Annotated in this window: 10 protein-coding genes, 2 tRNA genes, 2 rRNA genes and 1 pseudogene; 7 read left to right on the top strand and 8 right to left on the bottom strand. The window is 40.4% G+C overall.

Translation table 11 applies throughout. The features are described from left to right. Positions 1–28: 28 nt before the first annotated feature. A pseudogene (locus F991_RS14335) lies at positions 29–1,078 on the top strand (carboxy terminal-processing peptidase); the annotation flags it as partial. Positions 1,079–1,150: 72 nt separating this feature from the next. On the opposite strand, the gene F991_RS14330 reads toward F991_RS14335, so the two are convergent. The 4 genes from F991_RS14330 to hflX form a co-directional block, all read right to left on the bottom strand. Then, entirely contained in the window at positions 1,151–1,597 is a 447-nt protein-coding gene (locus F991_RS14330) for a DUF2147 domain-containing protein (protein ID WP_171063500.1), read from the bottom strand. A gap of 85 nt (positions 1,598–1,682) precedes the next feature. After that, the gene (locus F991_RS14325; RefSeq protein ID WP_004672873.1) at positions 1,683–2,351 is read right to left on the bottom strand and encodes an LrgB family protein; all 669 of its coding nucleotides are present in this window, start codon (positions 2,349–2,351) and stop codon (positions 1,683–1,685) included. An 11-nt stretch (positions 2,352–2,362) separates the two neighbouring features. Further along, positions 2,363–2,725 carry a hypothetical protein gene (locus F991_RS14320; protein WP_004672872.1) on the bottom strand — a complete coding sequence of 121 codons (363 nt, stop codon included), beginning with the start codon at positions 2,723–2,725 and terminating at the stop codon, positions 2,363–2,365. Between the two features lie 43 nt (positions 2,726–2,768). Beyond that, positions 2,769–4,112, bottom strand: a complete 1,344-nt coding sequence (hflX, locus tag F991_RS14315) for a ribosome rescue GTPase HflX (protein WP_004672870.1) — start codon at positions 4,110–4,112, stop codon at positions 2,769–2,771. Between the two features lie 414 nt (positions 4,113–4,526). On the opposite strand from hflX, the gene F991_RS14310 reads away from it, so the two are divergent. Continuing rightward, the gene (locus F991_RS14310) at positions 4,527–5,351 is read left to right on the top strand and encodes a lysophospholipid acyltransferase family protein (RefSeq protein WP_004672866.1); all 825 of its coding nucleotides are present in this window, start codon (positions 4,527–4,529) and stop codon (positions 5,349–5,351) included. A gap of 1 nt (position 5,352) precedes the next feature. Here F991_RS14310 and F991_RS14305 read toward each other — a convergent pair whose 3' ends face one another. After that, positions 5,353–6,981 (bottom strand): phospholipase D family protein, encoded by a 1,629-nt coding sequence (locus F991_RS14305; RefSeq protein WP_034595719.1) that lies wholly within the window; start codon positions 6,979–6,981, stop codon positions 5,353–5,355. Positions 6,982–7,084: 103 nt separating this feature from the next. Here F991_RS14305 and F991_RS14300 point away from each other — a divergent pair, with 103 nt between their 5' ends. Further along, positions 7,085–8,095, top strand: a complete 1,011-nt coding sequence (locus tag F991_RS14300) for a metallophosphoesterase (RefSeq protein ID WP_004672863.1) — start codon at positions 7,085–7,087, stop codon at positions 8,093–8,095. Between the two features lie 57 nt (positions 8,096–8,152). Here F991_RS14300 and F991_RS14295 read toward each other — a convergent pair whose 3' ends face one another. The 3 genes from F991_RS14295 to F991_RS14285 are packed head-to-tail and all read right to left on the bottom strand — an operon-like array spanning position 8,153 to position 10,355. Further along, complete coding sequence (locus F991_RS14295; protein ID WP_004672861.1) at positions 8,153–8,632, bottom strand: outer membrane lipoprotein YfiB; 480 nt, start codon at positions 8,630–8,632, stop codon at positions 8,153–8,155. An 8-nt stretch (positions 8,633–8,640) separates the two neighbouring features. Next, on the bottom strand, positions 8,641–9,864 hold the full coding sequence (locus tag F991_RS14290; protein ID WP_004672860.1) for a diguanylate cyclase DgcN/YfiN: 1,224 nt from the start codon (positions 9,862–9,864) through the stop codon (positions 8,641–8,643). Between the two features lie 5 nt (positions 9,865–9,869). After that, positions 9,870–10,355 (bottom strand): regulatory sequestration protein YfiR, encoded by a 486-nt coding sequence (locus F991_RS14285; RefSeq protein WP_004672857.1) that lies wholly within the window; start codon positions 10,353–10,355, stop codon positions 9,870–9,872. A gap of 544 nt (positions 10,356–10,899) precedes the next feature. On the opposite strand from F991_RS14285, the gene F991_RS14280 reads away from it, so the two are divergent. The 4 genes from F991_RS14280 to F991_RS14265 all read left to right on the top strand — a co-directional run. Then, a 16S ribosomal RNA gene (locus F991_RS14280) occupies positions 10,900–12,437 on the top strand. Between the two features lie 61 nt (positions 12,438–12,498). Continuing rightward, a tRNA-Ile gene (locus F991_RS14275) sits at positions 12,499–12,575 on the top strand. Positions 12,576–12,630: 55 nt separating this feature from the next. Next, positions 12,631–12,706: transfer RNA gene (locus F991_RS14270), tRNA-Ala, on the top strand. A gap of 410 nt (positions 12,707–13,116) precedes the next feature. Further along, positions 13,117–13,393 (top strand): 23S ribosomal RNA (locus F991_RS14265); the annotation flags it as partial.

Here is a 13,393-nt window from a genome sequence, read left to right as displayed (position 1 = left end):
GTGGTCTAATTAACGGAACCACATTAGTGTTCGTTCACGTACGGTTGAAATCACACGTGATGGCAAAAAACATCTCTTTGGTGTTATTGAAATTCCATCATTTTATTTTGATTACCGTTCACGTCGTGCGGGCACTGAATACCGTTCGGTTTCTGTCGATACTGCCAAAGCCTTAGAAGAACTGAAAGCGAAGAAAGTTGAAGGGATCTTAATTGATCTACGAAACGATCCGGGTGGGTCTTTAGAAGAAGTTGCCCGTATGTTGGGCCAAGTAATCAAATCAGGTCCTGTGGTGCAGATCCGTGATGGCAATGGCAATGTTAATGTCTTTGAAGATACCGATGGTGGTGTACAAACCTATGCAGGTCCGTTAGCTGTTCTCGTTAACTTAGCTTCTGCATCCGCGAGCGAGATTTATTCTGCTGCGATTCAAGATTATGAACGTGGCATCGTGATTGGTAGCACGACGACAGGAAAAGGCACGGCTCAGGTTCAGTTGGATTCATTGGCTTATGGTCAAGCGACACTGACACAGCGTAAGTTTTATCGTGTTACTGGTGGCAGTACCCAAAATAAAGGGGTGATTCCAGACATTAAGCTGGTTGATATTTACAATGAAGAATTTGGTGAGCGTAAAGCGAAAAATGCTTTGAAATGGGATACCATTCCAACCGCACCGTTTAAACGAGAAGGTTCAGTGCAGCCTTATGTAGCGAAGCTGTCTGAATTTTCTGCTCAACGTGTTGCAGCAGATTCTCAGTTCAAATACTTAGAAACGCGTAAAGCGATTGCTCAGAAAACCTCTGCTCAGAAGAAAGTTGTTTTGGATATCAACCAACGTCGTGCAGAGTTAATTGATTTAGAGCAACAAACATTAAATGCAGAAAACCAACGTCGATTAGCAACAGGTCAAAAGCCTTATGCAAATTGGGAAAGCTATCAAGCGTCAATTGATGCGCTAGTTGAATCGCGTGCCAAGATGAAAGCGCATCAACGCCCAGCATTGCCAGAAGAAGAGGTTTTTGTGACTGAGGCCGCGAACGTGCTTTTAGATTATGCCAAGTTACAAGGGCGTTAATTTCTTCATAACCCCTTATAAGAAAAGCCCTATTAAAAAATAGGGCTTTTCTGTTTCAGGACGAGGTCGATTTTAATCGGCACGAATCCAAATCTGATTGCGACCTAACGCAGAAACACCTAAATAACCACGTAAGTGTAAGCGCTTGCCGTTGGCATTCAGTTTAGCTCTCATGCTATAAATTTTGCCTGTATTCGGATCAAGAATACGACCATTGGTATAGTTTAAGCCTTCGCTATACTTTAATCCTGTAACGACATCCAATCCCACGATTGGTTTATCGGTATAAGGTGGTGGACAGTCTATACATTTTTCCTTTGGTGTATAGCCTATACGAGGTGTAAGTTTTACAATTTTACCCGTATAGGTTCCATTCGATTCTTGGCGAATTTCGACTAAAGCTTTGGGCGCACCCGTTTTGTCATCAATACTTTGCCACATACCTGTAATATCGATTGCAAAAGTAAAACCGCTAATTACAGATAAAAGTAAACCGCTTATTAATTTTTTCCCCATCATCAAAAATCCATTTAATGTTCAAGTGTTCTATTATGTGTGATTTGTAATAACTAGTTCAATATTAATATGAGATTTGTGACAAAAATTATGATAAAGATAAAATAAAGGTTGGTAGCCAAATGGCTGTAAACACCCCATTAACCGCCATCCCGAATGCTGCATATCGCCCAGTTACTGGACCTCGTTGCCATGCCTGAGCAGTACCGATGGCATGCGCTGCTAATCCTAAAGCTAAACCAGAAGCACGTTCATCATTGATGTGTTTTAAGATCCAAGGTGAAAAGGCTGCGCCAATAACACCAGATAAAATCACGATCAGCGTTACCATCATCAACGGAGCATGTAATAGGGTTGCAATATTCAGTGCGATAGGAGTAGTCACTGCGCGTGTAGCAAACGCCATAATCGTTGGTTCAGACATATGTAGTAAATAAGCAAGCCCCATTGGTAAGGCTACAGCACTAATACTTGCAAAGCCTAAAATTCCAAGCATGGATTTAATCGGTAAATCATCATAGCGCATGGCTGCCAATGGAATCGCCAAGGCGACGGTGACATAGCCAAGTAGATGGTTAAAGATGTTATTCACGCTATTCATATATTGTTGATAAGGCACGCCTAAAATAAACAATAATCCAATCACAATAAACATGGCGAAAACAATTAAAGGAATCTGAGGGATTTTTTTATTGAGTGGTTTTGCGATGAGATAGCTAATAAGCGTAATAACGAAGCCGTAAATAATCATAAACATATATAGGACCTCTATAACCAGCGTTTTGCCATTTTGGCGTAAATCCACAATGGTAATAACGTACTTAAGGTTAAGATAAATAAAAATACAGGAATTTCTTTACCTAGATGAACCAACATAATCAATGAACCCGCACAAATAGGCAGGAATGCGAAGGCGCTTTCTTTCATGATCTTGTTGTTGGTATCAATCAGACGATTAGAAATTTTTCTATATTTTCTCCAAATCAATAACGTTGCCAGTAAAGCAATCAGTCCGACGAGATTTCCTAATTCTGGATGATGAAAGACCTTGGTGATTGCGACAGCACCCTCACGAAATACAATAATTAATAAAATCGTGTAAAACCAAGCGGTCCAGTCAATCTCTTTCATATGATCTCTTACTCTCGTCTATCTGAATGATGGTTGATCGCAATTATAGTGGTGGATGCTGTATCTCAAACTCTTCCAAAGTGCGCTGGAATAAGGATGCTTTCTTTCCTAAAATTTCGTCTAAAGGCAAATGTGCTTGTTTAATCAGTTGCTCCAATTTTTGTGGCGCAATACGGATTGATAAATGCAAATCACCATGATCATCATGATATTCAGACTGAATAACGTTGAGGCTATATAACTGAGTACGTAGTTTGCCATAAGCAGGTTTTAAAACTAAATCGAATTGTTGTAATTGTCCCATTAAGCATTGTTGTACGGCTTGACTGAGTAACGCTAATCCTTGGCCAGAATGAGCTGACAAATACACACGATCTGGAAGGTCAGGCGCTTTATAGAGGATTTTTGCAGTATCTCCGCTGAGGTCGATTTTATTATAAACATGCAAGATTGGTGCGTCTGCTCCAATTTCTTTCAGAACAGATTCTACAGCTTCGATCTGCTCAGACATATTGGCGCTGCTACTATCAATTACATGTAACAGTAAGGTTGCTTCTAATGTTTCTTCTAATGTCGCTTTAAATGATTCGACTAAATCATGTTGTAAATTTCTGACAAATCCAACGGTATCTGCGATCACAACAGCACCGATGCCATCCCAATCGAGACGACGTAAAGTCGGATCTAGGGTTGCGAAAAGTTGGTCTGCGGCATAGACATCGCTTTTTGCTAAAATATTAAATAAAGTTGATTTTCCTGCATTGGTATAGCCCACCAGAGAAATCGTGGGGATTGCTGCTTTTTGACGTGCAGCACGACCTTGTGAACGGGTTTGTTGTACTTTAACCAGTTTATCTTTGAGCTGCGTAATACGGACTCGGATGAGTCGACGGTCGGTTTCCAATTGTGATTCGCCTGGACCACGTAGACCAATACCACCTTTTTGTTGTTCTAGATTGCCAGTAAAACCACGAATCAGACGGGTCGATAAATGTTTGAGTTGAGCTAGTTCAACTTGTAATTTACCTTCATGGGTACGGGCACGTAATGCGAAGATATCCAAAATCAAGCCTGTACGGTCAATGACACGGCATTTCAGGATGCGCTCTAAATTGCGTTCTTGAGCAGGGGATAATGCATGGTCAAAAATAACTAATTCTGCTTCGAGGCTTTGGACTAATTCTGCGATTTCATCGACTTTGCCAGAACCAATAAAGAATTTTGGATCGGGTCTATTTCGTTGTACAGAAATATGTTCTAGGATGTCAGCACCTGCGGATTGAGCGAGTAACCGAAATTCTTCGCCATCAAGATCATCAAGCAATTGGACAGATACACTCACCAAAATTGCACGTTCACCGCCTTGATGTTGCTCTAAATATTCCACGCTGTTGTCATACCTTTGACATTAAAGTCCTATTCTAAGATAAACTGAAAGCAAAGGGCAAAGTCTTCGTTGATTTATATTGTATTGCGATAGATAAGTTCAATAAAAGCAATAAGACTTCCCATATACAAGATAGACCAACCCAAAATCATTTTTAAAGCATAGCCATAAGGTATTGTGTTTTGTTGCTCAGTTGTTTTGATGGGTTGATTCATTTGATGACCTGTTGATCTGTAAATTCGATTAACTTACAATAATTGATCTGGTAGATCATTTGAAATTGAAAAAAATTATGCTGACATTCGGTTTTTATTATCAAGCGAACTTTTATAAGTGGATATTGGCGTGATATAACTGGATCAATCCGATATATATATGTTCAGTTTTGACTGACGCTATGGTTTTAATGATTTTATGACTCAAGATGCAACAGTAGAAAAAGACAACTCACCATTAAGTTTATTCTCAAAATTTAATTTATATAGTAGAAAGTTGGCTTCAGGCTTAGAAACCATTGGTGAAGGCTTTTATCTTATTTATCGCCATGGTTTATATAAAGATCCCAATAATCCCGTAAATACGCGTTATGTACAATATTTCTGCCGCCGTTTGTGTGAAGTTTTTAATATTGATGTACAGGTGCATGGTGTTATTCCGCGCGAACCTGCGTTATGGGTGAGCAATCATATTTCATGGTTAGATGTTGCTGTACTGGGTTCGGGTGCTCGAGTTTTCTTTTTGGCCAAAGCCGAAGTGGAAAAATGGCCAATTCTGGGCAATATTGCCAAGGGTGGCGGAACTTTATTTATCAAGCGTGGCTCAGGTGATTCACTGCGGATTCGAGAACAGATTACCGAGTTTTTAAAACAAGACATTCCAGTGCTCTTTTTCCCCGAAGCAACCACAACCGATGGTCGGAACGTCAAAAAAGTACACGGGCGATTATTAGGGGCGGCAATAGAGGCACAACGACCTGTGCAAATCTGCGTGATTTGCTATGAAAATCAACACGGGGAACTAGATTTAGTTGCGCCATTTATTGGTAGTATGTCTTTTGTGGAACATGTACAACGTGTTTTGGAAATGCCAAGAGTGACAGCACATTTGTTGACGCTTCCCGCGATTCCTGTAGAGGGACATACCGTAGAAACGCTAACAAAAGAAGTGGATCTACGGATGCGTGAAGGTTTAAAGCAATTGCAACAGAAAGTGCTCACAACACTTCCGCAAGATCAATAAACTACATAAAACCTTCGATTGGTAGCCATGAAACTATTTTCATTCCTGCTTTTTGCCACCATTTCATTTTAGGCTCTTTGGTGTAAATTTTAGGTCCTTGTGGAGTTTGGCGATGCCAAGTAATTTTGTTGTTAGCATCTAAGACCAATTTATATGCAAATTTAGTTAAGTTTTGGTCCATGGTGGCATGCACTTCTTTTGCTAGGGCAGGACTATTCAACAACACCCCAATTTCTGTATTTAAATAGGCAGAACGAGGGTCAAAGTTAAAAGAACCAATAAAAACTTGTTTGTCATCCAGTGCCATAAGCTTGGCATGTAAACTAGAACGACTTAAACCTTTGATACTGATTTTGGCTTTTTTAGCAAGTTCTTCAGTGCGTTTATCCAAATCACTTTTGTCTATGGCCGGTAGGAACTCATAAAGTTGCACCCCATTTTCAAGTAATTCCTGACGATATTTTCCATAAAAAGCATGTACGACAGCAACATCATTGGCTTTAAATGAATTGGTGAGCACTCTAACCTCTATACCATCTTGAGCCAAGTCGGTGAGTATTTTTGTGCCTTTCTTTTCTGGTACAAAATAAGCAGAAATTAAATCAATATTTTTTTCTGGCTGTTCCAAATGATTGAGTAACTGGAAGTTGAGATGTTCTTCTTTTTTTGCTTTTGCCTTGATTTTGTCAGGCGAGTCTTTAACGACTTCTGCCTTGACCCAATTAAGCGAAATCTCCTGCTTCATTAGTGCATGAATGGTTTGAGAGTGATTGGTGATGTCTAAATAGTTTTGTACTGTGATCAGTTTGTAATGTTCATCAAGCTGATGTTTTAAGCTTTCATAATTCAGGCGGTGTGAACGTTGCTTAACAACTTCTCTCACATCATAGGCATATTCGTGCTTCCAGTAATCGTCGAAAGATTCTGAAATATCTTTTACCGCCGTACCAAATAACATGACATCAACGTCAGAAAACTGATAATTTTCACTGACATTATAATATTGGTTGGTCATATTGCGCCCACCGATCAGTGCAATCTGATGATCTGCAATAAAACTTTTGTTATGCATCCGTCGATTGATACGCTTTAAATCCAAGACCATATCAACAGCACGGTATTTGCGAAAACGATAGGGATTAAATAATTTGACCTCAATATTCGGATGTTGTGCCAAAGCGAGGAAAATTCCTTCGGTCTTTTTTGCATTATTGTCATCAATTAATAGTCTTATTTTGACACCGCGATCTGCGGCACGAATCAATGCATGTAAGGCGAGCGCACCGACTTTATCATTGTCCCAAATATAATATTGTAGGTCTAAACTTTTCTCAGCTTTGTCAATTAAACTCAGACGTGCAGATAAGGCTTCTAATGGTTCAAATAAAACATGGTAGCCTGTGAGATCTGGATGTTGTTCTTGTAAGGGTTGAATGATTTGGGCTAATGAACTCTGTGAGCTATCAATTTGTAATGTGGCTTGTGGCGCTGGTTGAATGGTATGTTTAGGTAGCGTGCTACAGCCTGTCGTAGTAAGTACAATGGTGCAATAAATCGCAAGCATGTTTTTATTGTAAGCGCTTGTGCTTATCTTTGTATGTTTGCGATTAAAATGAGAAAATTGCGCCATAATCGTTACTGATTAAATGTTGGGCTTGAGTATACCATTTCATCGAAAAAGATAAATATAAGATGCGATGGATGTCCCTAAAGTAAAGTGAAAGAGGACGTTAATGTCGAATTCAGATCCTATTATTATTGGTTTTTATCTTATTTTTGCCATTCTAGCGCTTTGGGCATTTATTGAGGCGTGGATCCATCAAGCACGTACAGAAACGATTCATCCTTTCAAAGCTTTTGTACATTTACTTGCTTTCTATCTCTCTTATTTACTGGTGCCGCTTTGGTTTTTTAGTCTTTATGCGGGTTGGTCTGGATATTACAACTTACATCAAGCTGCTTTCGTTTTTATACTCAGTAGTCTGTTGGTTTATGCTCGCTTTATTGAGCCACATCAAATTCATGTCAAATACCATCAATTTCGTTTAAATCCAAAACGTGAGTTCACGCAACCCATCAAGGTTGCATTGGTTGCTGATATGCATGTGGGATTGTTTTCAGGTCATGAGCGGCAATTAAAAAGTATTGTCAAAAAACTGAATAAAGCACAGCCAGACTTGGTGGTGGTGGCTGGTGACTGGACTTATGAGCCAGAAAATCGATTGGTTCAAGAACTTGAAGTTCTGAAGAAGCTAAAAATGCCAGTTTACTCTGTCCCTGGAAATCATGATGAACAATATCCAGGCCCACCGATTCAAAGTCTGTTAAGTGAAGCATTGGCGCAAAACAATGTTATTGATATTGAAAGTAAGATCGTTGATTTTGAAGAATTTCGTTTGATTGGCGTTGGGGACTTATGGGCAGGTAAGGCGAATATGCGCTTTATGCCAGATTTGCCTCAGGACAAACCATGGTTAATTTTATCGCATAATCCAGATACCGTTGATATGGTCCCAGAGTTGCCGATACGGCCATTGATGCTTTCTGGTCATACTCATGGCGGGCAAATCGAGTTGCCATGGATCACCAGTTATATTATGAAGAAAGTATCTATCCTTGGGCATAAAAAAGGTTTTTACTCACATGAACATGCCGATGTTTTTGTGACTGTAGGCACAGGAATGGTCGGAGTGCCATTCCGTTTCAGAGTTCCACCAACCATAGATATTATCGAATTGATTTAAATAAAAAAAGCCAACTGCAATTGAGTTGGCTTTTTTGAAATAGAGTTGATCATAGAACTAAGGAATAATGATCACAGCGACTCGACGATTGCTGGCACGGTTTTCCTCTGAGGTATTTGGTAAATAAGGCTGATTTGAGCCACGACCAATCACTGTTAAATTATTTTGCTTGAAGCCCTGATTCAGAAAGATCATCGAAACGCTTTGAGCACGTTCCTCAGAGAGTTTCTGATTATATTCTGCATTACCAACATCATCGGTATGACCCACAATTTTAAGTTTTTGCAGATTGTATTTATTTAACTGCTTCGCAAGGCGAGCAATCTCTTTCTCATGATCAGATTTGATGTCTGCTTTATTAAAATCAAAGAGTAAACGTTCAGGTAGACCTAGGCTCCAACCTTCGTCTGTTAAAACGAAACCTTCTTGTTTTAACATTTTGACCTGACGATACTTTAAAGGCCCAAAACTCAAACAGCCAGCCAGTGTTAGGCAAAGTAATGCAATAAATGAAATTTTAAGGGTGTGAGTGCGCATAACATATCCTAAATTTCTGGTTTATAAAGAAACCAATGAGGGTTTAAGTTTTTAGCTTTATACATGGCTTGATCGGCTTGCATCACCAAATCTTCAGGATTCTCAGCAAACTGAGAAAAAGCGATTCCCAAACTAAAGCCAAAATGAATGGTTTGATCATTAAAAATTAATGGTTCTTTGCAACTTGCAAGTAGATTTTCGGCAATGGCTTGTAAATGGTCAGCGTGGTGGATGGCATGCAAAATGATTGCAAATTCATCACCACCTAAGCGAGCAATAAAATCTTCTTGGCGAACAGATTGTTGCAAGCGTAAAGCCATTTCGGCTAAAACTGCATCTCCTGCTAAATGGCCATATTGATCATTAATAATTTTAAACTTGTTATTGTCTAAAAATAACAGTGCAGAGTTATGACGGTATTGCGGATTTTCAAAAATATTAAACAATTCTTGATAGAAATAATTGCGGTTCGGTAGACCAGTGAGTTGATCATGATGTGCTTGGAATGAAAGCTGGCGATTCTCCTTCTGTAAATGTGTATGCCAAATTTGAATTTCCTCTAAGAGTTCGTTAAATACCGTATTTAAATTTTGGAACTCTCTAATTGGATTGTTCGGGAAGCGTAAATTATAAGCCTTTTGGTCGCTCACTAATTGAGCAATATGTGTCAATGGTTTAATCGCTTGCATAATTTGACGATAAGTCAAGTTGATTGACCACAATAAGGCAATCACAATAAAAAGCATTGAAATTGCTAAACCAATGATGATGGTTTTTAGAAAATGTAAAATATTTTCAGAACTACCATAGAGCACCAACTCACCAACTTGCTTTTTATGATGAATAATACTGAGCTGAACTGGATCATGTAAAAACCATTTATCCAATAAATCTTGTAGAAAAGACGTATGTTCTATGGTTTTGTGACTTTCGGCGAGTAGTTGTTTTTGAGGATCGTAGACATGAATACTACGAATTGCATGTCCCGTTGTATAGTCAGCTAAAATTTGGTCAATCGTCCCTTTATCTTTAAAGACAACCGCTGGTTGAATCCGCTCGAGCACCGTTTGGCTTAATAGTTGTAAATTCTGTTTTGCGTAAGTTTCCATGGTAAACATAGAAATCGTAGCAAAAGTAAATGAACAAATAACAAAAGTAATCGCAAAAATTGTAAATTGGGATTTACGGAATAAAGCATGTAAAGAAGTGGATTGGTATAAACTTGAAATCACTCGGTTTACTCCGTGTTCTTTGCCAAGAGTAAAACTCGAGGATCAATATGAACTTTGGAATCACTCAAAGCATCCAAGTTAACCTTAAATGTTGAAAACGTTTTTTTATTATATAAACAAAAAATACTCCCAACCTCACAAGCTGGATTGTTGGTGCTTAATGACAGCAACGAGCGAGAAGGGTGTGATTGAATTAAATTATGCTGCTGTTGTGGGGATGTCGTAGAAAAATACACGACATGGCAATCTGTTTTTACAAAGTCTCTCACGTTGATCGGTTGCACTTGATAATCATATGCAAGCTGTCGAATATTCACTTGAAATTGAGCTGCTGCTTCAGAATTGTCGATGACGCAGATTGTTGGGCGAGTTGTATTTGACCATTTACTATAACTTAATATTGATAAAGCTAACTCATAGAAGTTATGACTTGATGAGGCATAGGAAAACTGGCTCGTAGAAAATAAGACTACAAGCAATAAATATTGCATTTTTTTAAAACAAACCGTATCTTCAATCAAAAAAGCCAAAAGTGTGAACCAATCAACATATTCTACTTGACTTAATTGTTTAAAAATAGTTCTTAATTACAAAGAAAAGGCATTAAAAGTAACTCATCAGTTCAAAAAACACCCACTCGTCACAATAAATTAAAAAAAGGGGTTGTGTGGAGTTGGAAATGCTGTAGAATGCACATCCATCGGCGGTGATGCAGATAAAAACTTGTTGAGAAACAAGGATTTGGATTGAAAGATTTAAATCTTGGGTTTGAGAATAAGTTTTAAAAATATCTAAATTGCCTGTTGACTTTTAAGAGATTGAGAGTAATATAGCCGACCTGGCTTGATGGTGACGAATCATCGAGAAGATCATTAAGAATTGAAGAAGAACAACTTGTGTGGATTTTTACTGGTTAATTGATCGAAATTATTTTCATTGATTAGATGGTAGAAATTACTCGAAGTTTATTTGAGAAATATTTGTCAGAAAATTGATGAGCCAAGATTGGTGCCCTTTAAAGGTACTACTGATTTTAAACTGAAGAGTTTGATCATGGCTCAGATTGAACGCTGGCGGCAGGCTTAACACATGCAAGTCGAGCGGGGTGATGTAGCTTGCTACATTACCTAGCGGCGGACGGGTGAGTAATGCTTAGGAATCTGCCTATTAGTGGGGGACAACATTCCGAAAGGGATGCTAATACCGCATACGTCCTACGGGAGAAAGCAGGGGACCTTCGGGCCTTGCGCTAATAGATGAGCCTAAGTCGGATTAGCTAGTTGGTGGGGTAAAGGCCTACCAAGGCGACGATCTGTAGCGGGTCTGAGAGGATGATCCGCCACACTGGGACTGAGACACGGCCCAGACTCCTACGGGAGGCAGCAGTGGGGAATATTGGACAATGGGGGGAACCCTGATCCAGCCATGCCGCGTGTGTGAAGAAGGCCTTATGGTTGTAAAGCACTTTAAGCGAGGAGGAGGCTACCTAGATTAATACTCTAGGATAGTGGACGTTACTCGCAGAATAAGCACCGGCTAACTCTGTGCCAGCAGCCGCGGTAATACAGAGGGTGCGAGCGTTAATCGGATTTACTGGGCGTAAAGCGTGCGTAGGTGGCTAATTAAGTCAAATGTGAAATCCCCGAGCTTAACTTGGGAATTGCATTCGATACTGGTTAGCTAGAGTATGGGAGAGGATGGTAGAATTCCAGGTGTAGCGGTGAAATGCGTAGAGATCTGGAGGAATACCGATGGCGAAGGCAGCCATCTGGCCTAATACTGACACTGAGGTACGAAAGCATGGGGAGCAAACAGGATTAGATACCCTGGTAGTCCATGCCGTAAACGATGTCTACTAGCCGTTGGGGTCTTTGAGACTTTAGTGGCGCAGCTAACGCGATAAGTAGACCGCCTGGGGAGTACGGTCGCAAGACTAAAACTCAAATGAATTGACGGGGGCCCGCACAAGCGGTGGAGCATGTGGTTTAATTCGATGCAACGCGAAGAACCTTACCTGGCCTTGACATAGTAGAAACTTTCCAGAGATGGATTGGTGCCTTCGGGAATCTACATACAGGTGCTGCATGGCTGTCGTCAGCTCGTGTCGTGAGATGTTGGGTTAAGTCCCGCAACGAGCGCAACCCTTTTCCTTATTTGCCAGCGGGTAATGCCGGGAACTTTAAGGATACTGCCAGTGACAAACTGGAGGAAGGCGGGGACGACGTCAAGTCATCATGGCCCTTACGGCCAGGGCTACACACGTGCTACAATGGTCGGTACAAAGGGTTGCTACCTAGCGATAGGATGCTAATCTCAAAAAGCCGATCGTAGTCCGGATTGGAGTCTGCAACTCGACTCCATGAAGTCGGAATCGCTAGTAATCGCGGATCAGAATGCCGCGGTGAATACGTTCCCGGGCCTTGTACACACCGCCCGTCACACCATGGGAGTTTGTTGCACCAGAAGTAGCTAGCCTAACTGCAAAGAGGGCGGTTACCACGGTGTGGCCGATGACTGGGGTGAAGTCGTAACAAGGTAGCCGTAGGGGAACCTGCGGCTGGATCACCTCCTTAACGAAAGATTGATGGCCGGTAAGAATCCACAACAAGTTGTTCTTCTTGAAGATATATCTGAGGGTCTGTAGCTCAGTTGGTTAGAGCACACGCTTGATAAGCGTGGGGTCACAAGTTCAAGTCTTGTCAGACCCACCAAATCTGATCGCTAAAGCTGAAAGATTTAAAGATATAGAATTCACAATGATAAGCTGGGGACTTAGCTTAGTTGGTAGAGCGCCTGCTTTGCACGCAGGAGGTCAGGAGTTCGACTCTCCTAGTCTCCACCAAATTTCAAGAACAGAAAAGCAACGCTTTTCCTTGAAATTTAAGCAAACAGCTATGCTGTGCGCAGGCACACATAGGATGGAGCTTAACGAAGTTAAAGATTATAGAGCTTAGTGAAACAGTCTGTTGACTGATTTATTAACCTCTGTGATTTATCACAGTTTAATGTAGCTGACGAGGTTACATTAATTCATTAACAGATTAGTAGAATTGAGTCTGAAATAAATTGTTCAAACTCGGTTAATTCGAAAGAATTAATACGAGAACTAGCGATTAACTGAATCAAGCGTTTTGGTATATGAATTAGATTGAAGCTGTACAGTGCTTAAGTGCACAGACAACGAACCAGTAGCAATTAAGATTGCAACGATAACACTCACTTGTATGTGTTAACGACTGTTTGGGGTTGTATAGTCAAGTAATTAAGTGCATGTGGTGGATGCCTTGGCAGTCAGAGGCGATGAAAGACGTAATAGCCTGCGATAAGCTCCGGGGAGGCGGCAAATATCCTTTGATCCGGAGATTTCTGAATGGGGGAACCCACTTACCATAAGGTAGGTATTGCATACTGAATACATAGGTATGCAAGGCGAACGAGGGGAAGTGAAACATCTCAGTACCCTTAGGAAAAGAAATCAATTGAGATTCCCTTAGTAGCGGCGAGCGAACGGGGATCAGCCCATTAAGTT

The sequence above is a fragment of the Acinetobacter sp. CIP-A165 genome (assembly GCF_000367985.1).
Taxonomy (GTDB): Bacteria; Pseudomonadota; Gammaproteobacteria; order Pseudomonadales; family Moraxellaceae; genus Acinetobacter.
Note: the sequence above shows the minus strand (reverse complement) of the source record. Positions and strands in the feature narration are given on the sequence as shown.

Excerpts from the sequence above, each read along its gene's own strand:
- F991_RS14330 (WP_171063500.1), bottom strand. The coding sequence starts at position 1,597 with ATGATGGGGAAAAAATTAATAAGCGGTTTACTTTTATCTGTAATTAGC.
- F991_RS14325 (WP_004672873.1), bottom strand. The coding sequence starts at position 2,351 with ATGTTTATGATTATTTACGGCTTCGTTATTACGCTTATTAGCTATCTC.
- F991_RS14320 (WP_004672872.1), bottom strand. The coding sequence starts at position 2,725 with ATGAAAGAGATTGACTGGACCGCTTGGTTTTACACGATTTTATTAATT.
- F991_RS14310 (WP_004672866.1), top strand. The coding sequence starts at position 4,527 with ATGACTCAAGATGCAACAGTAGAAAAAGACAACTCACCATTAAGTTTA.
- F991_RS14305 (WP_034595719.1), bottom strand. The coding sequence starts at position 6,981 with ATGGCGCAATTTTCTCATTTTAATCGCAAACATACAAAGATAAGCACA.
- F991_RS14300 (WP_004672863.1), top strand. The coding sequence starts at position 7,085 with ATGTCGAATTCAGATCCTATTATTATTGGTTTTTATCTTATTTTTGCC.
- F991_RS14295 (WP_004672861.1), bottom strand. The coding sequence starts at position 8,632 with ATGCGCACTCACACCCTTAAAATTTCATTTATTGCATTACTTTGCCTA.
- F991_RS14285 (WP_004672857.1), bottom strand. The coding sequence starts at position 10,355 with ATGCAATATTTATTGCTTGTAGTCTTATTTTCTACGAGCCAGTTTTCC.